At 64.7% G+C, this 24,624-nt stretch carries 20 protein-coding genes; 5 read left to right on the plus strand and 15 right to left on the minus strand.

Annotated features, from left to right (window positions below; genetic code table 11):
* Nucleotides 1-3 precede the first annotated feature (3 nt).
* A complete protein-coding gene (locus tag Q8L25_RS16785; RefSeq protein WP_308920446.1) occupies nt 4-525 on the plus strand; it encodes a sterol desaturase family protein in 522 nt (173 codons plus the stop codon).
* Here the strand turns inward: Q8L25_RS16785 and crtB are convergent.
* The 8 genes from crtB to trpS form a co-directional block, all read right to left on the minus strand.
* On the minus strand, nt 434-1,402 hold the full coding sequence (gene crtB, locus Q8L25_RS16790) for a 15-cis-phytoene synthase CrtB (protein WP_308920447.1): 969 nt from the start codon (nt 1,400-1,402) through the stop codon (nt 434-436). The two genes, Q8L25_RS16785 and crtB, sit on opposite strands and share 92 nt — an antisense overlap.
* Nucleotides 1,399-2,889, minus strand: coding sequence for a phytoene desaturase (locus Q8L25_RS16795; protein ID WP_308920448.1), 1,491 nt, complete (start codon nt 2,887-2,889; stop codon nt 1,399-1,401). The genes crtB and Q8L25_RS16795 overlap by 4 nt, the downstream gene beginning before the upstream one ends.
* Nucleotides 2,886-4,067: a lycopene beta-cyclase CrtY gene (gene crtY, locus Q8L25_RS16800; RefSeq protein ID WP_308920449.1), complete on the minus strand. Its 1,182-nt coding sequence runs from the start codon at nt 4,065-4,067 to the stop codon at nt 2,886-2,888. The genes Q8L25_RS16795 and crtY overlap by 4 nt, the downstream gene beginning before the upstream one ends.
* Entirely contained in the window at nt 4,060-5,370 is a 1,311-nt protein-coding gene (locus Q8L25_RS16805; RefSeq protein ID WP_308920450.1) for a glycosyltransferase, read from the minus strand. The genes crtY and Q8L25_RS16805 overlap by 8 nt, the downstream gene beginning before the upstream one ends.
* A 21-nt stretch (nt 5,371-5,391) precedes the next feature.
* Entirely contained in the window at nt 5,392-6,384 is a 993-nt protein-coding gene (locus Q8L25_RS16810) for a polyprenyl synthetase family protein (protein WP_308920451.1), read from the minus strand.
* Nucleotides 6,385-6,592: 208 nt separating this feature from the next.
* Complete coding sequence (locus tag Q8L25_RS16815) at nt 6,593-7,813, minus strand: voltage-gated chloride channel family protein (RefSeq protein WP_308920452.1); 1,221 nt, start codon at nt 7,811-7,813, stop codon at nt 6,593-6,595.
* Nucleotides 7,806-9,401, minus strand: a complete 1,596-nt coding sequence (locus tag Q8L25_RS16820; protein ID WP_308920453.1) for a pyridoxal-dependent decarboxylase — start codon at nt 9,399-9,401, stop codon at nt 7,806-7,808. Before Q8L25_RS16820 ends, Q8L25_RS16815 begins: the two co-directional genes overlap by 8 nt.
* Nucleotides 9,402-9,405: 4 nt before the next feature.
* A complete protein-coding gene (gene trpS / locus Q8L25_RS16825; protein ID WP_308920454.1) occupies nt 9,406-10,479 on the minus strand; it encodes a tryptophan--tRNA ligase in 1,074 nt (357 codons plus the stop codon).
* A gap of 288 nt (nt 10,480-10,767) precedes the next feature.
* Here trpS and Q8L25_RS16830 point away from each other — a divergent pair, with 288 nt between their 5' ends.
* Nucleotides 10,768-12,726 (plus strand): CocE/NonD family hydrolase, encoded by a 1,959-nt coding sequence (locus Q8L25_RS16830; protein ID WP_308920455.1) that lies wholly within the window; start codon nt 10,768-10,770, stop codon nt 12,724-12,726.
* A 32-nt stretch (nt 12,727-12,758) separates the two neighbouring features.
* On the opposite strand, the gene Q8L25_RS16835 is transcribed toward Q8L25_RS16830, so the two are convergent.
* The 3 genes from Q8L25_RS16835 to Q8L25_RS16845 all read right to left on the minus strand — a co-directional run bounded on the left by Q8L25_RS16835 (nt 12,759) and on the right by Q8L25_RS16845 (nt 15,815).
* Nucleotides 12,759-13,595 carry a transporter substrate-binding domain-containing protein gene (locus Q8L25_RS16835; RefSeq protein WP_308920456.1) on the minus strand — a complete coding sequence of 279 codons (837 nt, stop codon included), beginning with the start codon at nt 13,593-13,595 and terminating at the stop codon, nt 12,759-12,761.
* Nucleotides 13,596-13,726: 131 nt separating this feature from the next.
* Entirely contained in the window at nt 13,727-15,001 is a 1,275-nt protein-coding gene (locus tag Q8L25_RS16840; RefSeq protein WP_308920457.1) for a TCR/Tet family MFS transporter, read from the minus strand.
* 154 nt (nt 15,002-15,155) lie between these two features.
* The gene (locus tag Q8L25_RS16845) at nt 15,156-15,815 is read right to left on the minus strand and encodes an HD domain-containing protein (protein ID WP_308920458.1); all 660 of its coding nucleotides are present in this window, start codon (nt 15,813-15,815) and stop codon (nt 15,156-15,158) included.
* Between the two features lie 211 nt (nt 15,816-16,026).
* Between Q8L25_RS16845 and Q8L25_RS16850 the strand changes: the two genes are divergently transcribed.
* The 3 genes from Q8L25_RS16850 to Q8L25_RS16860 all read left to right on the plus strand — a co-directional run bounded on the left by Q8L25_RS16850 (nt 16,027) and on the right by Q8L25_RS16860 (nt 20,007).
* Nucleotides 16,027-16,518 (plus strand): chemotaxis protein CheW, encoded by a 492-nt coding sequence (locus Q8L25_RS16850; protein ID WP_308920459.1) that lies wholly within the window; start codon nt 16,027-16,029, stop codon nt 16,516-16,518.
* Between the two features lie 182 nt (nt 16,519-16,700).
* On the plus strand, nt 16,701-18,320 hold the full coding sequence (locus Q8L25_RS16855) for a methyl-accepting chemotaxis protein (protein ID WP_308920460.1): 1,620 nt from the start codon (nt 16,701-16,703) through the stop codon (nt 18,318-18,320).
* A gap of 136 nt (nt 18,321-18,456) precedes the next feature.
* Nucleotides 18,457-20,007, plus strand: a complete 1,551-nt coding sequence (locus Q8L25_RS16860; protein ID WP_308920461.1) for a methyl-accepting chemotaxis protein — start codon at nt 18,457-18,459, stop codon at nt 20,005-20,007.
* 78 nt (nt 20,008-20,085) lie between these two features.
* On the opposite strand, the gene Q8L25_RS16865 is transcribed toward Q8L25_RS16860, so the two are convergent.
* From Q8L25_RS16865 to Q8L25_RS16880, 4 genes are read right to left on the minus strand one after another with little or no spacing between them, the layout of a single operon-like run.
* Nucleotides 20,086-20,571, minus strand: coding sequence for a ribonuclease HI family protein (locus tag Q8L25_RS16865; RefSeq protein WP_308920462.1), 486 nt, complete (start codon nt 20,569-20,571; stop codon nt 20,086-20,088).
* Nucleotides 20,571-20,909, minus strand: coding sequence for a hypothetical protein (locus Q8L25_RS16870; RefSeq protein ID WP_308920463.1), 339 nt, complete (start codon nt 20,907-20,909; stop codon nt 20,571-20,573). Before Q8L25_RS16870 ends, Q8L25_RS16865 begins: the two co-directional genes overlap by 1 nt.
* 36 nt (nt 20,910-20,945) lie before the next feature.
* Entirely contained in the window at nt 20,946-23,636 is a 2,691-nt protein-coding gene (gene mgtA, locus Q8L25_RS16875; RefSeq protein ID WP_308920464.1) for a magnesium-translocating P-type ATPase, read from the minus strand.
* 44 nt (nt 23,637-23,680) lie between these two features.
* Nucleotides 23,681-24,385, minus strand: a complete 705-nt coding sequence (locus Q8L25_RS16880; protein ID WP_308920465.1) for a hypothetical protein — start codon at nt 24,383-24,385, stop codon at nt 23,681-23,683.
* Nucleotides 24,386-24,624: the final 239 nt, after the last annotated feature.

Raw genomic sequence — 24,624 nt, forward strand, 5'->3', positions numbered from 1 at the left:
CAAATGTTAATCAATGCATTGATCGTGTTGGCCACCGTGGTGTTCATGGAGCTGTTCTCGATTGTGGCGCATAAATATGTGATGCATGGTTTTGGCTGGGGCTGGCACCGCTCCCACCATGAACCGCGCACCGGCTGGTTTGAAAAAAACGATTTGTACGCCGTGGTGTTCGCCGGCATCGCCATCGTGCTGATTTATCTCGGTACCGAAGGGCGCCATCCGCTCGAATGGATAGGCGCCGGCATGACCGCTTACGGCATGCTGTACTTTATTGCCCACGATGGCCTGGTGCACCAGCGCTGGCCGTTTCACTATGTGCCCAGGCGCGGCTACCTGAAGCGCTTGTACCAGGCGCACCGCATGCACCACGCCGTGCATGGCAAGGATGGCGCCGTGTCGTTCGGCTTCCTGTATGCGCCGCCCGTCACGCATCTCAAACAGCAGTTGCAGGCGCTGCATGGCGGCCCGCTGCGTGAATCGGCCGCTGCCACAGAGCCGCAGGACGGGCCGACGCCGTCTTCCTGAAACGCGACGCCAGCGCATCCACGCCGCCGCGGCACAGCAGCCACAGCTTGGTGGCGCGCGAGGTGCCCACCCGTTCATCCCAGGCCCGCGCGCCGCGCGCTTTCACTTCGATGCCGATCTGCCGATACACGCGGTGCGCGGTGGCGATCGCCCACGCCGAGCGCAGGGGCAGGGCGGCCAGGCCAACGGTCGCCGACGCATAATACGGTTCCGCCTGCTCGACCAGGCGCGCCGCCAGCCTGGCCAGCGCCGCGCGGTGCCGGGGCAACGCCAGTTCTTCCTGGGGAATGCCGGCCTCGCGCAGCCATTGCGCCGGCAGGTAGCAGCGGCCGATTTGCGCATCGTCGACGATATCGCGCGCGATATTGGTCAGCTGGAAAGCAATGCCCAGATCGCAGGCGCGGTCCAGCACCGCCGGCTCTTTCGCGCCCATAATGGTGGCCATCATCAGGCCCACCACGCCGGCCACGTGATAGCTGTAGCGCAGGGTGTCGTCCAGCGTTTCATAGCGCGCTTCCCGCACGTCCATCGCAAACCCTGCCAGGTGGTCGAACGCATGTTGCGGCGCGATCGCGCAGCGCAGCGCCACTTCCTGGAAGGCGGCAAAGGCCGGCTCCTGCATGGGTTCGCCCGCATACGCCTGGCGCGTCTGCGCTTCCAGCCGCGCCAGGGCAGCGGCGGCGGCGCCGGCATCCTGTGCCACCGCCGTAAAACCCAGTTCCTGGCCATCGACCACATCGTCGCAATGGCGGCACCAGGCATACAGCATCAGCACGCTGCGCCGCACCTCGGGCGCAAACAGGCGTGCCGCCGCGGCAAAGCTTTTCGAGCCGACGGCGATGGTGTGGGTGGCGTGTTCCAGCAAGGCTACGCTCATCGTGCGACGTCCTCCAGCATCAGGCCGGCCGTGGCCTTGGCCGAACCGATCACGCCCGGCACGCCGGCGCCGGGATGGGTGCCGGCGCCCACCAGGTACAGGTTGGCGACGTCGCGGTCGCGATTGTGCGGCCGGAACCAGGCGCTTTGCGTGAGGATCGGTTCGAGCGAAAAGGCCGACCCCACATGGGCGTTGAGTTCATCGCGGAAGTCATGCGGCGTGAAAATGCGGCTGGTCACCAGCTGGCTGCGCAGGCCGGGCATATAGCGTTCTTCAAGATAGTCGAAGATGCGCTCGCGATAGCGCGGCCCTTCGACCGCCCAGTCGATGTCGGCATTGCCCAGGTGCGGCACGGGCGCCAGCACATAGTGGCTGCCGCAGCCCGGTGGCGCCAGCGACGGGTCAGTGACGCAGGGCGCATGCAGGTACAGCGAAAAATCGTCGGCCAGGTGCTGGCCCTTGAAAATGTCCTTGATCAGCCCTTCGTAGCGCGGGCCGAAGCAGACCGTGTGGTGGCGCAGCTGTTCATGGTGATGATCGAGACCGAAATACAGCACGAACAGCGAATTGGAAAAGCGTTTCTTGCGCAAGGACGCGGCTTCCGCCACGCCGCGCGGGTGGTGGCCCAGCAGCGAGCCATAGGTATGGACCACGTCGGCGTTCGAGGCCACCATCTGCGCGGGAAACACGCGCCCGTCGTCGAGCCGCACGCCGGTGGCGCGGTTGCCGCTGGTGTCGATGCGCGCGACAGAGGCGTTCAATTCGATGCGCCCGCCCAAGTCCTCGAACAGGCGCACCAGGGCCAGGATCAGCGCACCCGTGCCGCCGCGCGGAAACCACACGCCCCAGCGCCGCTCGAGCGCGTGGATCAGGGTGTAGATAGCCGAGGTGGCGAACGGATTGCCGCCCACCAGCAGCGAGTGGAACGAGAACGCCTGGCGCAGGTGGTCGTCCTCGATAAAGCGCGACACCATGCTGTAGACGCTGCGCCAGGCTTGCAGCCGCGCCAGCTGCGGGCCGGCGGCAATCATGTCGCGGAATGACAGAAACGGCACCGCGCCCAGCTTCAGGTAGCCTTCTTCGAACACGGCTTTCGAGTACGCCAGGAAGCGCTGGTAGCCGGCCACGTCGTTCGGATTGCGTGCGTGGATTTGCCGGTCCAGTGATTCCTGGTCGTTGACGTAGTCGAACTGGTGGCCGTCTTCCCAGCACAGGCGGTAGAACGGCGCCACCGGCAGCATCTCGATATAGTCCGACATTTTTTTTCCGGCCAGCGTGAACAGTTCTTCGATCGCGCTCGGATCGGTAATCACGGTGGGGCCGGCGTCGAACACGAAGCCCTGGTCTTCATACACATAGGCGCGCCCGCCCGGCTTGTCGCGCTTTTCCAGCAAGGTTGTTTGCATGCCGGCCGCCTGCAGCCGGATCGCCAGCGCCAGGCCGCCAAAGCCGGCGCCCACGACCACCGCTTGTTTTGCATTGTTCATTCAGGTTTCCTGATTTGATGAGGGTGGAATTTGAGTGCGGCCTTGATCGCTTGCCCGACCGGCACCGGCGGCTTGCCCGATACCAGGCGCGCCTGGTCGGCAAGGGTCAGCCTGCCCGCATAAAAGCGCGCGATCAGCGGCGCCGGCAAATGATAGAAGCGCCGCATCACGCGCCAGCGGTGGTCCGCCTCGCCGGCCAGGAACAGCATGCGGTTGAGCAGGCGGAAAAAGCGCTGGCCGCGCCATTCCTGCAAGGCATCGGCACGGATGGCGGCGAACAGCGATGCGGCGTCGAAGGTGGCCAGGGCGGCGATGCGCTCGGCCAGGCGCACCGCATGCGGCAGCGAATAGCCGGTGGTCGGGTGGAACAGGCCGGCGCGCAGTCCGGAACAGGGCTGGCCCCGCAGGTCGCTCCAGAAGCTGTCGACATCGCCGGCCAGCACGATCGGCAGCGAGCCGTGTTCTTCGCGCAGCACTTGGGCGATGCGCCAGCCGCGCGCGGCGGCATAGGCCTTGACATTGGCGCGCAGGCGCTGCGGCTCCCAGGCGCTGGTGTCGACATAATGCGTGTCTTCGATCAGCACGCGGTCCGGGCCGAACGGCAGCACGTAGACGAAGCGGTAGCCGCCTTGCTGCTCCACGCTGGCGTCCATGATGATGGGCGCGGTCAAGCCGTGCGGCGCGGCCAGCCGCACGTCCTGGCCAAGAAAGGTCTGGTAGCCGAGCGCCAGGTGGCGGCTGGGCCGCATGCCGCGCCCGTCGATCACGGCGCGCGCCTGCAGTACTTCACCATCGGCCAGGCGCACGCTGGTGGGCGTGAGCTCCTGTATCGGCGTGTCCAGGCGCAGGCAATCGCCCAGCGCTTGCCCGATCACGCGCGCAAAATCCAGCGACGCGATGCTGGCATAGCCGCTTTCCAGCGTGCGCGCATGCTGCGGGAAGATGACCTCGTAACGGGGCCAGCGTGTCGATACCACTGGCGCGAGCCAGCGATGCTGGTCAGCGCTGAGGTCGCCGTCATGGAAGGACCAGGTGTGATTGCCGCCCAGCTGCGCGTCGCGCTCGATCAGCAGGATGCGCAGCTCGGGGCGCTGGGTGCGCAGGCGCCAGGCGATCAGGCCATTGGCCAGGCCGCCGCCGATCAGGATCAGGTCATGATGAGGCTGGCCCTTATGCAAACCGCGCTCCGTTGGCCAGGGCCGGTTTGAGCGATGCCTCGATCAGGGCGGCCGCGCGCGCGGTGCCGCCGGCCTCGCGAATTGATGCGGCGAGACCTGCACCATGGTGCACGAATTCGGGCTCGTCGAGCAGCCGGCGCAATTGCGCCGCCAGCTTGCCCGGACCGGCCCAGCGGGCGGACGCGCGCAGGCCAACGCCCGCATGTGCGATCCGCGCCGCCACGCCCGGCTGGTCAAACGCAATCGGCAGGGCCAGTATCGGCGTGCCGGCGGCAATCGCATCCATGGCGGTGTTCAGGCCCGCGTGCGACACCACCGCATCGGCGCGCGCCAGCACCGCCTGCTGATCGGCAAAGGCACACACCCAGGTCGCTCCTGCTTCCTTCAGCGCTTCGGCCTGGCGCGCATCGAGGCCGCCACAGTGGGCAATCAGCAGTTGCGCGTCGAGCCGGCGGCAGGCCTGGGCGATGCGCCGGAACAGCGCAAAGCGCTCGCCCTGCAGCGTGCCCAGCGAGGCAAACACAAAGGGCCGCTCGCGGCTGACCTGCGCCAGGTCGGGCGCGCCGCTGGTGTCGCGGCCAAGGCCGGGACTGGAACCAAATGGCGCGCGCAGCGGCCCGACATGGTGAAAGTGGGGCGGCAGTTGAAGGCGCGGAAAATCGAAGCCGGCGACAGTCTGGCTCAGTTGCAGCAAGGGCGACAGGCAATCGTGCAGGCCGTCGCGCGGTGACAGCCCCAGTTGCCGCGCGCCGGCGGCGATGGCTTGCCGGTGCGGCGTCATCAGCCAGTCGTACACTTTGCTGCTGCCTTCGCACAGGCGCAGGCTGCGCTCGTCCTGGCCGGCGGCGAACGGCATCACCGGCAGCGGCATGCCCGGTTCGCGGTTGACGGGCAGGGCGCAGGCGACCGATACAAACGGCAGGCCCAGCGCTTCGGCCGCCATGCCGCCGGCCGCTTCCATCTGATCGGCCAGCACGCAGTCGATCCGCTCTTGCCGCAGCGCGCCCGGCAGCTCGCGGCACAGCATGCCGGTCGTCTGTGCCATGTCGCGTATCACGCGGCGCAGCCCCATGATGCTGCCGGGATTGGCGGCCAGCTTGAGCGAGGCCGGCAGCGAGCCGGCCGGGTAGATTTCCTGGCCGAGTGCATGTAAGCCGATGCGGCGCTCTTTCAACAAGGCGCCGGCGTCCGGCCGGTGCAAAAATGTGATGCGGTGGCCGCGTTCCAGCAGGGCCACGGACAGGGCCTCCATCGCGCTGACATGGCTGTAGAACGCGGGTGTCACTACGCCAAAATGCGCCATGCGGTGTGTTCCTTCAGGAGGTCAATAACCGAGCGAGGCCGTGCTGGCCGCGTGGGCCGCCTTGCGCGGTTCGCACGGTGCGCTGGCGGCCGACAGGCTGTCGGCAAAAAAGCTGCCCAGCAAGCGGCGCGTGCCTTGCTGCGCGCCGACCGCGTCATCGAGGTGGCGCTCGGCTTCGTGCAGATGATGGCGCAGGCGCCGCTGCGCTTCCTCCACGCCCAGCGTGGTCAGCAAAGTGGCCTTGCCCGCATCGAGCCCCACGTCCTTGCCGGTGATGGCGCTGTCGTTGCCGGGCAGGTCTTTCAGGTCGTCGCGGATCTGGAACGCCTGGCCGGCGGCAAAGGCGAATGCGCGCAGCGATTGCGCCACGCGCGCGTCGGCATGCGCGATGATGGCGGCCATGTCGACCGTGGCGCCCAGCAGCGCGCCGGTTTTCAATTCGTTGGTCAGCGCGATATCGTCGACGCTGCGCGCCGCGCCGCCATGCAGATCCTGGAACTGGCCCTTCGCCAGGCCCTGCGTGCCGACCGCCTCGGCCAGTGCGCCGACCAGGCTGGTTCGCACCAGCGGCGCCAGCGCCTCGGCCCTGGAAAGAATCCGGAACGCGCGGCTCAGCAGCGCGATCGAGGCGAGGATGGCGACGTCCTGGCCGAAGGTGACGTGGATGGCCGGCGCGCCGCGGCGCAGCCTGGCGTCGTCCATGCAGGGCATGTCGTCCAGCACCAGCGAGGAGGCATGCACCAGTTCCACCGCGCAGGCCACGTCGACCAGCGCCGGCGAGGCGCAGCCCAGGTCGCGCGCGATCACCATCAGCAGCAGGGGCCGCATGCGCTTGCCCGAGCCCAAGGTGGCGGCACGCATCGACATCGACAGCAGGTCGGCGCCGTCGCTGTTGTCACTTAGCAGCTGTTGTATCCGCTCTTCAAAACTGCGCTTCATGGCGTCGAGTTCGTTTGTCGCCGGCTCCCGGAGGGAGTCGCTGGCAACGCTGCCCCGCCGTCGTTCTGTCGTCATGCGCAAATTCCTCCGATAGTGGGTTCGTGCCAGCTGATGAATCAATGATGAGTGTACCGGAATTAGCATGAACGCCGGCGTTCTCCTACGATCCTTGCAAAGCATTTTGTGCGCTGCCGAACATAAAGCAGCCGTAACGAAGGCAAATGCAGGGTGCGACCGTTTTTGTCAGTCATAACCGAAGACGGGAATGGCGCCTTGCGCCAGGTCAGGCAGTAGGGTGATGGTGCTTCGTTTGGGCGCGATATATTCCCACGCGCCCCGAGCACGCGTACGCCACCAGGCAGGCCAGCGCCGCGTACACGCCGATGCCGGGACCGAACAACTCCATCGCCATCACGGTCGAGGCCAGCGGCGTATTGGCGGCGCCGGCGAATACCGCCACGAAACCGACCGCCGCCAGCAATGCGAACGGCTGTTGCAGCAGCGGCGCCAGCGCGTTGCCGAGGGTGGCGCCGATAAAGAACAATGGCGTCACTTCACCGCCCTTGAAGCCGGAACCGAGCGAGACGATGGTAAACGCCATCTTGGCCAGGAAGTCATGGGCCGGCAGCGGCTGTTGCAGCGCGTCGACGATGGTGGGGATGCCCAGGCCGATATAGTGGTCGGTGCCCAGCAGCCAGACCGCCAGCGCCACCACCACGCCGCCCGCGAATGGGCGCAGCGGCGCATAGGCAATCGCGCGTTTCATGGCGCCCGCCAATGCATGGGTGGCGCCGGCAAATACCCGGGCCGTCAGGCCGAACAGCACGCCGGCGATCGCCATCGCGCCCAGGAGCGGGATGGTTACTGCGGGTATCAATGGCGCGGCGTAGTGGGTATGGTGCACGCCCAGCAGGCCACCCCACAGCAGTTCGACCTGGTCGGCCAGCAGGGCGGCGCCCAGGCAGGGCAGCAGGGCGCGGTAAAAGGTCAGCGGCAAGCGGCCCAGGGCCAGCACTTCCAGGGCGAACACGGCGCCGGCCAGCGGGGTGCCGAACACCGAGGCAAAGCCGGCGCTGATGCCGGCCATCAGCACCATGCGCCGGTCGGCCTCGTCAAGGCGGAACCAGCGCGTCAGCTGGTCGGCCAGCGCACCGCCCATCTGCACGGCCGTGCCTTCACGGCCAACCGAGGCGCCGAACAGGTGCGACACCACCGTGGCGCCCAGCACCAGCGGCGCCATGCGCAGCGGGATCGGTTTGCCAGGCGTCTTGATTTCCGTGATCACCAGGTTGACGCCACCTTCGACGGCGCTGCCGTAGCGCAGGTAGAGCCAGCCGGTGGCAAAGCCGGCCGCCGGCAGCAGCCAGATCAGCCAGGAATGCGCGTTGCGGGTGCCGGTGGCCCAGTCGAGTGCGAACAGGAACCAGGCCGAGGCGGTGCCGGCCAGCACCGCGACCAGCGCGGCCAGCAGCAGCCACCGGGCCTGCTGGCGCAGCCTAGCCACGCAGCCCAAGCTCGTCCACCAGCGCCTGGCCGATGGCGCGCTGTTCATCGAGGATGGCGCGCAAATGATGCGGCCGCGTTTTCACATTGCTCATCACCACGCGCAGCACATTGGTGGGGCCGGGGTAGCGCGTCGATTCGAGCACGGTGCGCGACACAAAACTGCGGCCTTCGGCCTTCTGCCGGTTCTGCAGCCTGGCGTTGAGGGAATTGAGCTGCTGGTTCAACGCCAGGGCGGCGTCGATGTCGCCGTTGGTCAATAGCAACTCCATGCGCTGGCGCAGCTGCATGGGCACATAGCGGTAGGTGAGGATAAAGGTGTCGGAACGGGTGATCAGTTCGAAATCCTGCTGGTCCGTCAGCAGGTCCTGGAATTGCTGGCTGAGGGTGGCGGCCTGTTGCAGCAAAGTCGTATAGCCGGACACGCCCAATACCTTGAACGAAGCCCACAGTTTCAGCGCGTCGAAGCGGCGCGAGCCTTCCAGCGAGGTCTGGCCCAGGTCGCCGGAATTGTCGCGCAAGATGTAATTGGCATTGTGCTTCAGCAGGTTCAGGCTGGCGCTGCGCTTGAACAGCACCATGCTTTGCGCCATCGGCACCCACAGCAGTTTATGGCCGTCGATCACCACCGAGTCGGCCAGTTCAATCCCCGCATACAGCGGACGGAACTGTTCTGCCACCAGCAGGGCGCCGCCCCAGGCCGCGTCCACATGGAACCAGATCGCTTCGCGCGCGGCAATCGCGGCCATGGCGGCCAGCGGGTCGATGGCGCCCGTCTCCGTCGTGCCGGCAATGCCGATCATGGCGACGATCCTGATCTTGCGCGCTTTCAGGTCCGCAATGGTTGTTTCCAGCTGTTTGATGTCGATGCGGTTGTCGCGGTCGACCGGCACCAGGTGCAGGGCCGTTTCGCCCAGGCCCAGGGTGGCCAGTGCTTTCTTGACGGAATAATGGCTGCGCGCCGAGCCGATCACGGCCAGGCCGGCATGGCCGGACTCCTGCATCGTCGCGAACAGGCCGCGCTTCCTCGTGCCCGGCAACTGGTGTTCCAGCGCCACGGCCAGCGCCGTCAGGTTGCCCAAGGTGCCGCCGTTGACGACATTGCCCAGCGCGCCACTGGTGGCCGCCATCGCGTCGCGATACACCGCGTCTTCCTGCTGGTAGACCTGGCGGTGCAGCCAGCCCAGCAGCTGCTTTTCGATCAGGGTCGACACATAGGCCGTCTCGATCTTCACCTGGTTCTGGTTCAGCGCGGCCGTAAACGCTTCGGCCAGCACGCTGACCCAGGGCAGGGCCTGCGTCATGTGGCCGATATAGCGCGGGTGGTTCAACTGGGCCGTGTTGGCCAGCACGGTGCTGTCCAGCTCCTGCAGGAAGGCGGCCACCGGCATGCCGTGCGCGGGCGGCCGGGTGTCGGACAATTGCGTCAGCAACTGCTCGAACGGCACGTGCGGATACGGCACCTCGCGCGCGCCTTCCAGCCAGCCGCCCAGCATGGCCAGCGCCTGTTGCAAGGGCTTTGGTGCCTGCCGCAGCGCATCGATGGAAAAATGCTGCGACAGCAGCAGGTCGATAGGGGTGTCGCTCATTGCATCAGAAGTAGTTCAAACCCAGCGCCGACTTGACCTCATCGGCCGTGCGGGCCGCCACTTCGCGCGCGCGGAAGGTGCCTTCTTTCAGCATCTGGATGACTTGTCCCTTGTCCTTGGCGAACTCTTCGCGGCGGGCACGGATCGGCGCCAGCATTTCCTGCAGCACCACTTCCAGGCGTTTCTTGACGATGCTGTCGCCCAGGCCGCCGCGTACATAATGGGCTTTCATTTCTTCCAGTGCCGCTTTGTCCTGGTCGAAGGCGTCCAGGTAGATGAATGCCACATTGCCTTCCAGGTGGCCGGGGTCGGCCACGCGCAGGTGCAGCGGGTCGGTATAGACTTTTTTCACGGCGGCCGTGATTTCTTCCGGCGTGGCGCCCAGGTTGATGGTGTTGCCCAGCGATTTGCTCATCTTGGCCTTGCCGTCGATGCCGGGCAGGCGGCCGATTTCCGGTACCAGCGCCTTGCATTCCATCAGCACTTCGCGGTTGTACATGCGGTTGAAGCGGCGCACGATTTCATTGGTCTGCTCGATCATCGGGATCTGGTCTTCGCCGACCGGCACCACGCCGGCCTTGAAGGCCGTGATATCGGCCGCCTGGCTGGCCGGGTAGGTGAGGAAGCCGGCCGGAATATCGCGCTCGAAGCCGCGCAGGCGGATTTCTTCCTTGACGGTGGGATTGCGTTCCAGGCGCGCCACGGTGACGATGTTCAGGTAATAGAACGTCAGTTCGGCCAGTTCCGGGATCTGCGACTGGATAAAGACGGTGGTCTTGCTCGGGTCGATGCCGACGGCCAGGTAGTCGAGCGCCACTTCCACCACGTTGCGGTGGACCTTGTCGATATCGTCCATATTGTCGGTCAGCGCCTGAGCGTCGGCCAGCATGATGAACTGCTTGAAATCATTCTGGTAAGTCACGCGGTTGCGCAGGCTGCCCACGTAGTGGCCCAGGTGCAGCGGACCGGTCGGGCGGTCGCCCGTCAGGATCACCGATTGCGAAGCGATGGCGGCGGCCGACAGCGGCGCGGCGGCTTCTTGATTGTCGGGAGTATCGGGGGTGTTCGGCAAGCTCATCAAGTTTCCTTTCGAGCCGCCTTGTCGGGATGATCCAGGGTTTGCCTGTTACGCCACCGAGCGAGGCGGCGTTGATCATAAATCACATCACTATGCAGTGGCCGCGCGGAGTGAGCGGGACCACCAATTCGTGCAGGCGTGTTGTGACTGGATAAAATTCATGGCGGTATGGTTGCAGTTTGACAGCGGTCTGTCAAGCTGCCCGGCAATTTATCTGCCGTAAGCGTTTTGTGTTACAGGTATTATTGCTTGTTGGCTATTTTGCCTATATCTTGAAATGGAGTCGCCATGCGCCTTGCACCACCCGTCCGGCTTGCCGGCCTTGCCCTCGCCACCAGCATGCTGGCGCTACCTGCGGCCGTGCTGGCGCAAACGCCGCCGATGACGCCCGATATCGGCAGCAAGCTGGTGATGCCGGATATAAACGACTACGTCAAGCGGGTGGTGATGATCCCCATGCGCGACGGCGTCAAGCTGTACACGGTGATCGTGGTGCCGAAAGATGCCAAGCGCGCGCCGATCATGCTCACGCGCACGCCCTACAACGCGGCGCGCCGCGCCCAGCGCGCCACCAGCGCCAGCATGCTGGCAACCCTGCCGCAGGGCGACGATACCCTGGTCGAGAACGGCTATATCCGCGTGTTCCAGGACGTGCGCGGCAAGCATGGCTCCGAAGGCGATTATGTGATGACGCGCCCGGTGCGCGGTCCGCTGAACAAGACGAAAGTCGACAATGTGACCGACGCCTGGGACACCATCGACTGGCTGTCGAAAAACATTCCCGAATCGAACGGCAAGGTCGGCATGCTCGGTTCTTCGTACGAGGGCCATACCGTGCTGATGGCGCTGGTCGACCCGCACCCGGCGCTGAAAGTGGCGATCCCGATGAGCGCCATGGTCGACGGCTGGCGCGGCGACGACTGGTTTCACAACGGCGCCTTCCGCATGCCCAGCTTGTCCTACCTGGCCTGGCAGACCAGCGTGCGCGGCAGCGCCGAGTCGCCGGTGCTGGGCGTGTATGACGATTACGAGGCCTATCTGCGCATCGGCTCGGCCGGCGATTTTGCCAAAAAGTTCGGCATCGACAAGCTGACTTATACCAAAAAACTGTTCGAACACCCGGCCTACGACAGTTACTGGCAGGAGCAGGCGCTCGACAAGATCCTGGCCAAACGGCCCTTGATCGTGCCGACCATGCACGTGGTGGGCCAGTGGGACCAGGAAGATATCTACGGCGCCTACGCCACGTATGCGGCGATGGAGGGAAAAGACAAGCTCAACAACCTGAACTACCTGGCCGTCGGCCCATGGCGCCACAGCGGCGTCAACTATGAAGGTTCCAGCCTGGGCGCCTTGAAATTCGACGGCGACACGGCGCGCCAGTTCCGCGAAAAGGTGATGCAGCCCTTCCTCAATCAATACCTGAAGGACGATGCGCCGCAGGCGAACACGGCGCCCGTGGTGTCCTACCAGAGCGGCAGCAATCAATGGCAGCGGCTGCAGCGCTGGCCCCTGGCCTGCGATACCTGCGACACCAAACTGACCCCGATTTACCTGCAGGATGGCAACAAACTGGGCTTTGATGCGCCGGCCGGCGCGCCCGAGGCCAGCGGCGCCTTCGACGAATACGTGGCCGACCCGGCCAAGCCGGTGCCGTTCGTGGCGCGCCCCGTGCGCCTGAACGATGGCGACGTGTGGAAGCCATGGCTGGTCAGCGACCAGCGCGGCTATGCCGACCGCACCGACGTGCTCAGCTATGTGTCGGCACCGTTGAAGGAGGCCGTGCGCATCGCCGGTGCGCCGATGGTCAATCTGTTTGCCAGCACCAGCGGCAGCGACAGTGACTGGGTGGTCAAATTGATCGATGTCTACCCGGACGAAGTGCCGTCGCAGCCGGCCATGGGCGGCTACCAGCTGGGCGTGGCGATGGATATCTTCCGCGGCCGCTACCGCGACAGCCTGGAACACCCGACCGCGATACCGTCAGGCAAGGTCGAGCGCTACCGCTTCGCGCTGCCGAACGCCAACCACGTGTTCCTGCCCGGCCACCGCATCGCCGTGCAGATCCAGTCGAGCTGGTTCCCGCTGTACGACCGCAATCCGCAGACCTTTGTGCCGAATATCTTCCTGGCGCAGCCCGGGGACTACAAAAAGGCGACCCAGCGTGTGTATCACGCGTTTGGCAGCGGCAGCGCGGTCGAGCTGCCGATCATTCCCGCGGAAGAGGCGGCGCGGGTGGCGCGCTAGCAGCAGGCAGAAGCAGGCGCCCGCAAGGGCGCCTAGCGCGGCCGTATGCTGGACGACAGCAGCTCGGCGCGGTGGCTGCGCTGGAAGCTTTCCATGATGGCGCCCGAGCGGGCGGCTTTTTCCAGCAGTTCGCGCAGCACCGCCTGGTCGTTCGCATTGAGCGATTTGCGCGAAATATAGGCGCCGGAGAGGCCCCACGGCAGTTCCGGCAGCGCTTCCAGGCGCAGGCGGTCGGCCAGGCCCAGCACACGCGCATCGTTTTGTACCGCGCCCGACAAAATGGTGGGATTCATGATGGTGGCGTCGATAAAGCCGCTTTGCATCAGGCGCGCAATCGACAGGGCGTCGACTTCGTAGAACAGCCGGCCCTGGCTGCTCAGTTCCTTGGCCAGCGCCTGGTAGGGGTGGCCATAGTCGTAGCCGCGCACCAGCGCCACGCGCAGTTCGCGCCTTTCGATCAGTTCCTGCATGCTGTTGACCGGTTCGCGCGCGCCTTGCAGGGAAATCAGCAGCGGGCGGTTGCCCAGCAGGGGAATGAACAGGCCATGCTGGTCGCGCCGCGGCGTGCTGCTTGCCGGAATCAGGATGTCGGCCTTGCCGGTTTCATACAAGGCTTCCAGGCGGGCGCGCGGCACCACGCTGAAGACGAAATTGCAGCCCATCTTGGCGCCCAGGCTGCGCAGTATCTCCGGGTAGATGCCGCTGACCGTGACGCCGCTGCCGACCACGCTGGCGCCGATCTGCGACACGGGGACATGGATGTCGCGCGAGCAATTGGCCCATGCCGCCAGGGGCAAGGCCAGCGCAGGCAATGCCAGCGACAATGCGGCCGCGGTACGGCGCCAGGCGCTGCAATTAAAGTCAGTCATACCCATCCTTGCTTGCCATCGGCTAGCGCTCCGGTAAGGCGCGGCCCATGTTGCGGTTTATCTGCGATCTCGTATTTTATTGTAACGCATTTTCGTCTCTATATTGCCCTATGGCAATGTTGTGCGGCGGTCTATTTTGTGGCGGACACCACCAACCCTGTGTCACCTTGCGTCTTGAAGTAACGCCAGGCCACGATCATGCCCAGGGTCTGCATGATGGCGCAGACAAAAAAGGTGCTGCCGATGCGCCAGTCATTGGCCGGCAAATGGCTGACTTCGCCGAGAATAATGCTGCCCAGCAGCGGCATGATGATGATGCCCAGGCTGCTGATCGACTGCAATGACCCCATCAGTTCACCCTGTTCGCCGGCCGCCGACCCTTTCGAGATAATGCCCTGCAGGGCGGGGCCGGCCGCAAAGGCCAGCAGGTTGCACAGGATCAGCGCATACATCATCCAGCCTTCGGTGGCCAGGCCATACAGCAGATAGGTGATGGCGCCCGAGGCCATGCCCAGCAGCGACAGGCGTACTTCGCCGAGGCGCTTGATCAGGATGCCCAGCAGGCCGGCCTGCACCACCGCCGCGCACAGGCCCACGCAAAACAGCGCGATGCCGTTCTGGCGCGGCGTCCAGTCGAAGCGGAAGTGCGTGTACAGCACCCAGGTGGTGTTGAGCATCATTTGCGCAAACGTCATCAGGCCGAAGGCCAGCACCAGGCCGCGAATCTCCACCCGCCGCGCCAGCTTGACCAGGGCCGCGAACGGGTTGATGCGGGCCAGGGTGAACGGCGCGCGCGGGCCAGGCGCCAGCGACTCCGGCACGAAAAAATAGCCATACACAAAATTGGCCGCCGACAGGCCGGCCGCCACAAAGAAGGGCAGGTGCAGGTTGATATCGCCCAGCAAGCCACCGAGCATGGGGCCGCAGATAAAGCCCAGGCCGAAGGCGGCGCCGATCTTGCCGAAGCTTTTGGCGCGGTTGTCCGGCGTGGAAATATCGGAGGCGTAGGCCGAAGCGACCGACATGCTGGCCGACGACACGCCGCCGATAATGCGGCCGATAAACAGGCAGGCCAGGTTGGGCGCCCAGCCGGTGGCCAGGAAATTGACGCACATGCCGGCCATGGAATACAGCAGCACGGGGCGGCGCCCGACGCGGTCGCTGATGGCGCCCAGCATGGGCATGAAGATAAATTGCAGCAAGCCGAACACGGCCGCCATGATGCCGTACCACATGGCTTGCTGGTCCTTGCCATCGACAAAGTCGCCGATCAGGATAGGCAGCACCGGCACCACCAGGCCGATGCCCAGCATGTCGATAAAGACGCAGACCAGGATGAAATTGAGATTGCCGGCGCGCGCTGGCGCAGCGGGTGGGGAAGAGTCGGGCGTGGCGTTGTCGGTCATGCAAGCTTTCGGCGCGCACCGCGCGGCAGTACGGCCGCGAGGCTGGAATGGTTGGCGTGGCGCCGGCGCCGGAACGCTGCAGCGCGCTGGCTGGACCTTGTATTATAGACAGCGCGCGCCGCGCTGGCTATCGCACGCTTGCCGCTCCCTTGCATCAGGCGCCAGCCGCGCCAGCGCCCCATTCCTCGGCAAAGGTGGCGCGGAAGTCGAGCAGGATCTGCAGCCGTTGCCCTGCCAGCGCGCGGCCGGCCGGCGTCTGCATCTTGCCGGGCAGCTTGTCGAGCTTGGTGACGATATGGTCCAGCGAATACGCCTTGTCGTCGAGCGGGCGGTGCAGTGCCAGCGGATCGCTGCCATGGGCCAGCGCGCTGTCCATGCGGGCCGCCGTATAAAACATGCGCGCCAGGCCCACCGCGCCCAGCGCGTCAATCCGGTCGGCGTCCTGCACGATCTGCGCTTCGATGGTGGTGGGCGCCAGGTTGGCGGAAAAACTGTGGGTTTCGATCGCGTGGGCGACGGCCGGCAATTTGTCTTCTGAAAAACCGAGTTCGGCCAACTGGCGGCAAGCCAGCGCGGCCGCCTGGCGCGAGGCAAGGTGGCGTTCGGCATGGTTTTTCGGCAGGTTGACCAGGTCGTGCAGATAGCAGGCCGCCATCACCACCAGGGCATCTGCCTGCGGGTAATCCTGCAGCAGGATGGACGCGTTGCGCCAGACGCGGTGCAGATGGTTGATATCGTGGGCGCTGTCGTCGCCGAGGCCGGCGGACGCCAGCGCCAGCAGGCGCGGCTGCCATTGTGTAAGCAAAACTTGCATGTTGAGAATGTCGTGAAAAGCAAAGCCGCCAGTGTGGCATAAAACACGGGCCGCAGTCGTCCCGCGCCGCCCGCTGTTCTTTTTTAGTGCAATGAAAATTTACATGCGGTAACATTGCTGAATTGCAATTCCAGTGCATTATTTAGTAATTTTCACGCAGAGTGCGCCAGGCCCGTGGGCCGGCGCATTTTCTGCTTATCAAAGGAATACCATGAACACCACCACCAGCGAGTCCGGCGCCACCGTCGCCAAGGCCGCCGAGTATCTGGCCTTTACCCTTGGCCAGGAAGAGTACGGCATCGATATCCAGAAAGTCAGCGAAATCCGCAGCTATGAAACGCCGACCCGCATCGCCAACGCCCCCGAATTCGTCAAGGGTGTCGTCAATCTGCGCGGCATCATCGTGCCGATCGTCGACATGCGCATCAAGTTCAACCTGGGCACGCCCAGCTATGACCAGTTTACCGTCGTTATCATCCTCAATATCGGCAACCGCGTGGTCGGCATGGTGGTCGACCGCGTCTCCGACGTGACGACCTTGTTGCCGGAACAGATCAAGCCGGCGCCGGACATGGGCCGCTCGATCAATACCGAATACGTGATCGGTCTGGGCACCATCGACGAGCGCATGCTGATCCTGGTCGATATCGACCAACTGATGTCGAGCGCCGACATGGGCCTGATCGAAAAACTGGCGGCCTGATCCCTTAGCCGCGATACCATCTCAGCCCCGCAGTTTGCCGTGGGGTGACAGGCGCACGGTTTGCTTACAAACCGTGCGCCTCTTTTCATGATTACGCCCGATTCCTCCAGCAGCCAGCCAGCACGCCTTGTGCAGTGCCGCGAGCCTGTTGCGCAGTCCGGCTCAGCTCCCAAGGATTTTCCATGAACTTATTCAGAAACATCGGCATCGGTACCCGCCTGGGCGCCGGTTTTGCCATCATCCTGCTGTTTTCCATGCTCATTACCGGCATCAGCGTCTGGCGCCTGCACGACGTGGCGGCCGACACGCGCGCCATGATGGAGCAGCCGCTGGCCAAGGAGCGCCATATTTCGGACTGGTACAGCCGCATCGACAGCGCCGTGCGCCGCACCATCGCGATTGCCCGCAGTTCGGACACGTCACTGAGCGCATATTTTGCCGAGGAATCGAAAGTCTCGTCGGCCAGCTCGGCCGAGCTGCAAAAGAAAATCGAGGCGCTGATAGCCCAGCCCGAGGAAAAAGCCATGTTCGCCGCCTTGCTCGAGCAGCGCAAGGTCTACCTGGGCTCGCGCGACCAGGTCTACAAGCTGAAGGGCGAAGGCCAGGCCGAGGCCGCCAACGAGGTGTTTGAAAAAACCTTTGTGCCGGCCGCCGCCACCTACCAGCAGATGGTGTTCGACCTGCTGGAACACCAGCGCGCCGCCATCGACGCCACCGCGCGCGATATCGATGCGGTGGCCGTCACCAGCCGCAACTTGCTGCTGGGCCTGGCCGCGATGGCGCTGGTGTTCGGCGTGCTGTGCGCCTGGCTGCTGACGATCGGCATCGTCCACCCGCTGCGCACGGCCGTGGGCGTGGCGCGCCGCGTGGCCGATGGCGACCTGACGGCGCAGATCGACGCCAGCGCCAAAGATGAAACCGGGCAATTGCTGCTGGCGCTGAAAGACATGAACGCCAGCCTGTTGACCATCGTGGCCGAAGTGCGCGGCGGCACCGACAGCATCGCCACCTCGTCGACGCAGATCGCAGCCGGCAACCAGGATTTGTCGAGCCGCACCGAGCAGCAGGCCGGTTCGCTGGAAGAAACCGCCTCGTCGATGGAAGAGCTGACCTCGACCGTGAAACAGAACGCCGACAACGCGCGCCAGGCCAACCAGTTGGCAGCCTCGGCCTCGCAAGTGGCCGTCAAGGGCGGCGAAGTGGTGGCGCAGGTGGTCGGCACCATGGAATCGATCAATGCCTCGTCGAACAAGATTGTCGACATTATCGCCGTGATCGACGGCATCGCCTTCCAGACGAATATCCTGGCCCTCAACGCGGCCGTGGAAGCGGCGCGCGCGGGCGAGCAGGGCAGGGGTTTTGCGGTAGTCGCCTCCGAAGTGCGCAACCTGGCGCAGCGGTCCAGCCAGGCGGCGAAGGAAATCAAGACCCTGATCGGCGCCTCTGTCGAGCAGGTCAATGCGGGCAGCATGCTGGTCGCCCAGGCCGGCTCGACCATGAACGACATCGTGGCCAGCGTGCAGCGCGTGAGCGACATCATCAGTGAAATCACGGCCGCCAGCAGCGAGCAGAGCGTGGGCATCGACGAGATCAACCGCGCCATCGGCCAGATGGATGCCGTCACGCAGCAGAATGCGGCATTGGTGGAAGAAGCGGCCGCGGCCGCGGAATCGATGCAGGACCAGGCGCACAAGCTGGCGCAGATCGTCAGCGTCTTCAAGCTCGACCACCAGGCGGCCGCACGCAAGCCGGCAGCCAGGCCGCAAGCGGCGCCGGCCCTGCGCCTGGGCCGCACGCGCTAGATTTTCCCCGGCGGTGCGCGTCCATGCGTGCCGCCTGCAACACCTTCCCCTTTCCAGCTTGCTCTCTTCTTGTTTTTCTTTTACCGTGCTGCTCTGACGCAATTTGCGTTCAAATAGCTTCTGCCAGGGTAATCATATGAATTTATTAAGAGACGTCAGCATCGGTGTACGCCTGGGCCTGGGTTTTGCCGGCATTTTGTTGTTTTCCATGCTGATCACCGGCATCAGCGTCTGGCGCCTGCACAATGTTGCGCAGGATACGCGTGACATGATGGAGCAGCCGCTGGCCAAGGAACGCTATATTTCCGACTGGTACAGCAAGATCGACAGCGGCATCCGCCGTACCACGGCGATTGCGCGCAGCAGCGACACCTCGCTGGGACCCTATTTTGCGGAGGAAGCTAAAGCGTCCTCGGCCGCGTCAAGCGAGTTGCAGAAAAAAATCGAGGCCTTGCTGTCGGCCGACGAAGAAAAAGAAATCTTCAAACAGGTCAGCGAGATGCGCAAGGTCTACCTCAGTTCGCGCGACCAGATCAACAAGCTGAAAGCGGCAGGCCAGCTCGACGAGGCAAAGGCGGTATTTGAAACTACCTTCGTGCCCGGCTCGGCCAAATACCAGAAACATGTGCTCGACCTGCTGTTGCACCAGCGCGCCAGCATCGATGCCACCGCACGCAATATCGACGCGATGGCCGTCACCAGCCGCAACCTGCTGCTGGGCCTGGCCGCGCTGGCGCTGGCCTTTGGCGCCGTCTGCGCCTGGCTGCTGACGATCAGCATCGTCCATCCGCTGCGCACGGCCGTGGGCGTGGCGCGCCGCGTGGCCGATGGCGACCTGACGGCGCGGATCGACGCCAGCGCCAAAGATGAAACCGGGCAATTGCTGCTGGCGCTGAAAGACATGAACGCCAGCCTGTTGACCATCGTGGCCGAAGTGCGGGGCGGCACCGACAGCATCGCCACCTCGTCGACGCAGATCGCGGCCGGCAACCAGGACTTGTCGAGCCGCACCGAGCAGCAGGCCGGTTCGCTGGAAGAAACGGCCTCGTCGATGGAAGAGCTGACCTCGACCGTGAAACAGAACGCCGACAATGCGCGCCAGGCCAATCAACTGGCGGCTTCGGCCGCGCAAGTGGCGCTCAAGGGCGGCGAGGTGGTGGCGCAGGTGGTCGGCACCATGGACTCGATCAATTCGTCCTCGAACAAGATCGTCGACATTATCGCCGTGATCGACGGCATCGCCTTCCAGACCAATATCCTGGCGCTCAACGCCGCGGTGGAAGCGGCCCGTGCGGGCGAGCAGGGCAGGGGTTTTGCAGTGGTCGCCTCCGAAGTGCGCAACCTGGCGCAGCGCTCCGCATCCGCAGCGAAAGAAATCAAGACCCTGATCGGCGCGTCCGTCGAGCAGGTCAATGCGGGCAGCATGCTGGTCGCCCAGGCCGGCTCGACCATGAACGATATCGTGGCCAGCGTGCAGCGCGTAAGCGATATCATTACCGAAATCACGGCCGCCAGCAGCGAGCAGAGCGTGGGCATTGACGAGATCAACCGCGCCATCGGCCAGATGGATGCCGTCACGCAGCAGAACGCGGCGCTGGTGGAAGAAGCGGCCGCGGCGGCCGAATCGATGCAGAACCAGGCGCACAAGCTTGCCGAGGTGGTCAGTGTGTTCAAGCTCGCAGCGTAGGTCGGATTAGCGCTTCGCGCGTAATCCGACACCACCCGTGACGCCAACAATATTGTCGGATTACGCGGCGTTCCGCCGCTAATCCGACCTACTCGTCGCGGCGGTAATCGCCATCTGCGACAGCCGGTCCGCCTCGCCATTGCGGTGACGCGGCACCCAGCGCAGCGACACGTCGGGCAATTGTTCCATCAGCGCCAGCACGGTCGCGCGCTCCGTTGCCAGTCCTTTGACAACGGCAGTGCCCAGCACATCATGGATCACCACCTGGCTGTCGCCATGCAGCAGCAGTTGTGCCGGCTTGACCTTGACGGCCGCCCGCAGCAAGGCGGTCAGGGCCGCATATTCGGCGTCGCTGCTGTCGCCGTCGCCGGCCGGCTCGCTGATTTCGATGCGTTCGCCATCGGGCCCCAGCAACAGGGCGCCGATGCCGAGACGGCCCGGGTTCGGGTGGGCCGAGCCGTCGAACCAGCCGCGCCAGGCCAGCGGCCCGCCATCGTCCTGGCGCTTGGCTGCATGCTGTTCACGCCGCAGCTGCGCCTTGCGCGCGGAAGCTGCCGACACCATTACCTGATGAACAGCAGGTCGACCAGCGCCGCGATCCAGCAGGCGACCAGCACGCCGACGGCCACTTGCATGCCGGGGCCGTCGTTGGCGGACAGGGCCGCCACTTTTTCCGTGATCAGCTGCACGTCGAGCGGCAGCGCGCCGCTGTTGATCTGGTCCATGATCTGCCCCGTGCGCTGCATGATGTTGTTGATCACCAGCAGCAGGGCGATCAATGACGGCACGATGAACAGCGCGCCGCGCGCCTTGCGGCCCAGCAGCAGATGTCCGGTGCCGGGAAAGACCAGGGTCGACAGCAAAATGGCCTTGGGCCGTCTGGAAGAGAGTGTGCCGCTCATGCGCGCCTTCACGGTGGTTACAAGCGGCACATCATACTATTGCCAGCCGAATTTGCGCAGATAAACGCGTTTCATCAATGTCGTCAGTACCGTGTAGGCGACCAGGATGGCCAGCAGCCACGGAAAATAGGCCAGTGGCAGTGCTTGCAGCTTGAAGTAGCTGGCCAGCGGTCCCATCGGCAGGAACACGCCCACCGCCATGATGGCCGTGGTGGCCACCAGCAGCGGCACCGAGGCGATGCTGTCGATAAAGGGCAGCTTCGGCGTGCGGATCAGGTGCACGATCAGGGTCTGCGTCAACAGGCCCACGACGAACCAGCCCGACTGGAACAGCGTCTGCTGGGCCGGCGTATTGGCGCCGAATACATGCCACATCAACACAAAGGTGCTGATGTCGAAGATCGAGCTCAAGGGGCCGAAGAACACCATGAAGCGGCCGATGTCGCGCGGGTTCCAGCTCAGTGGCTGCTGGATCAGTTCGGCATCGACGTTGTCAAAAGGGATAGCAATCTGCGACACGTCGTACAGCAGGTTCTGCACCAGCAGATGCAGCGGCAACATCGGCAGGAAGGGCAGAAAGGCGCTGGCCACCAGCACGGAAAACACATTGCCGAAGTTCGAGCTGGCCGTCATGCGGATATATTTCAGCATATTGCTGAAGGTACGCCGGCCTTCCAGCACGCCTTCCTCCAGCACCATCAGGCTTTTTTCCAGCAGGATGATGTCGGCCGCTTCCTTGGCGATATCGACGGCCGAATCGACCGAGATGCCGATATCGGCCGCGCGCAGGGCCGGCGCGTCGTTGATGCCGTCGCCCATGAAACCGACGATATGGCCGTTGCCGCGCAGCGCACGCACCAGGCGCTCCTTGTGCAGCGGGCTGAGCTTGGCAAACACGGTATGGCTTTCGGCCGCCTGCGCCACTTGCGCATCGTCCATGTCGTCCAGTTCCGGCCCCTGCAGCACGCCGCGCACGGCCAGGCCCACTTCTCGGCAGATCTTCGCCGTCACCAGGTGGTTGTCGCCAGTCAGCACTTTCACCGTCACGCCGTGTTCCTTGAGCGCGCGCAGGGCCGGCGCCGTCGATTCCTTCGGCGGGTCGAGAAAGGCCACATAGCCGATCAGGGTCAGTGCCGTTTCATCGGCCACGCCATACACGGTTTTGTGCGGCGGCACTTCCTTGACGCCGACGGCCACCACGCGCAAGCCTTCGGCGTTCAGGCCGTGGGTGGTGGCCAGCACACGGTCGAGAAGATGGGTGTCGAGCGGTACGTCGACGCCGTCCAGGCGCAGATGGCTGCAGGCGGCCAGCATTTCCTCGACCGCGCCCTTGCAGATCAGCTCGTGGTGATCATTGCGTTCGGAGACCACCACCGACATGCGGCGGCGCACGAAATCGAACGGGATCTCGTCGACTTTTACATAGTCGCGCGCCAGCTGCATTTCCGTCTGCAGCTGCACATGGTCGAGCACGGCGCGGTCGAGCAGGTTTTTCAGGCCGGTCTGGTAGTGGCTGTTCAGGTAGGCAAAGCGCAGCACCTCGTCGGACGGCTGGCCGAACACATCGGTATGGCGTTCCAGCACAATCTTGTCCTGCGTCAGGGTGCCCGTCTTGTCGGTGCACAGCACGTCCATGGCGCCGAAGTTCTGGATCGCATCCAGGCGTTTGACCACCACCTTCTTTTTCGCCAGTTTCACGGCGCCCTTGGCCAGGGTGCTGGTGACGATCATCGGCAGCATTTCCGGCGTCAGGCCCACCGCCACGGAGAGGGCGAACAGAAAGGCTTCCATCCAGTCGCCCTTGGTCCAGCCATTGATCAGGAACACCAGCGGCGCCATCACCAGCGCAAAGCGGATCAGCAGCCAGCTGACGCTGTTGACGCCCGCTTCAAACGCGGTCGGCGTGCGTTCGGTGGCCGTGACGCGGGTGGCGATCGCGCCGAAATAGGTGCGGTTGCCGGTGGCCAGCACCAGCGCCGTGGCGGCGCCCGAGATCACATTGGTGCCCATGAACAGCAGGTTGGCCAGGTCCATCGGATTCTTGCCATTGCCATCGGCGAGTTCGGCCATTTTTTCCACCGGCAAGGATTCGCCCGTCATCGCCGACTGGCTGACAAACAGGTCCTTGGCGCTGAGCAGGCGGCAGTCGGCGGGAATCATGTCGCCTGCCGACAGCACGATGATGTCGCCCTGCACCAGGGCGCGGATCGGCAATTCCGCTTGCGCGCCATCGCGCAGCACGGTGGCGGTGTTGCCGACCATCGCTTTCAGGCGTTCGGCGGCGCGGTTCGAGCGACCTTCCTGCACGAAGCGCAGCAGGGTCGACAGGATCACCATGCTGCCGATGACGATGGTGGCCTTGACGTCTTCGGTCAGGTAGGAAACGATGGCCAGCACCGTCAGCAGCAGGTTGAACGGATTCTTGTAGCACAGCCACAGATGCTGGTACCAGGCCAGCGGCTTTTCGTGTTCGACTTCATTCGGGCCGGTCTGCGCCAGCACGGCGTGCGCCTCGTCGTCGGACAGGCCCGTTTCGCGCGTGGCCAGGCGCGCCAGTGCGGCCGGCAGGGCTTCGGTGGCGGCGGCCAGCAACTGGCGCGCCAGGTGATCGGGCACAGGTACGGTCCGGGCGGTGCTGTTTGCCAAAGGCATGGCCTGGCGGCGGAAATGGCCGGCCGTGTGGCGCTTGCGCAGGAACGATTCGAACAGGCGGGTGAAGAGGGTCATGGCTCTTCCTTTCAGGCTAGGGTGAAATTCAATGTATGTTTTATTTATTGCAACGGCGCGCCGGTCCATACCAGGCCCAGCGACCAGGTCGTGGCGCGCGGCTGGTCCGACTTGCGGCCCCAGCTGGCGTCGAGCTGCAGGCGTCCGGGCACGATGGCGCGGCGCAGGCCCAGCTGGGTGGTGGCGCCACCGCCGCGCTGGCCGAAGCGTTCCAGGCCGATGCCGGTGAGTTCATCCAGCTGCCGTTCCAGGGCCAGGCCCCAGGTCGCCGCCGTACGAGCACTTTGGGGGCGTATCGCGCCCAGGTTGGCGTGCAGCAAAGTGTCCTGGCCTTGCCAGGCCAGGCTGACGGGCAGGTTGATGCTCGTCGCCGCCTGTTCGCCCGCTTGCCGCGCCAGCACCAGGCCAAGTCCCCAGCCGTTGTCCGTCACAGGACGCAGCACGGTCTTGCCCTGCAGGACGGCGGCGTTGCGATGGCCGTTGTCGGCGGGCAGGGAGGCGGCGCCGAGCGCCAGTTCCCAGTTGCCCGTGAAATTGCAAGCGGGCATGGCCCAGGCGGCCGACTTGCCACCGCTGGTTTCACGCCAGCTTTCCAGCTGGCAGTTGCCGCGGTCGGCAATGCCGGCGTCGTCCACCGTCAGGGGGCGGCCGGCGGGCGCGTCGGGCGCGGCCAGCAGCAGGCCCAGCGCGAGCGCGGGCAGTTGCGTGTTGCGTAGTAAATTGCGTTGTAAAGTTTGATGCCAGATCATCACCGACTCCTGTGTGTGCAGGGAGATCAGGCGAGACTTGTTACCGGGAGGGCGACAACAAGCCGCACCCACGGTCGGGCTCAGCGCCGTCCGTCAGGACAATCAATGGTCAGGGGGAGAGTGCGCAACAGGGAAACCTGTTGCGGACCGCACCTTGCTCGGCAAGGCGCGGCGGAAGAGTCGCGTGCTTGCCGGGATTAATTGTCGATGCAAGATCGACTACTGTCACTGGAACAAGT

Source organism: Janthinobacterium sp. J1-1, from assembly GCF_030944405.1.
In the GTDB taxonomy this organism is placed as follows: Bacteria; Pseudomonadota; Gammaproteobacteria; order Burkholderiales; family Burkholderiaceae_D; genus Janthinobacterium.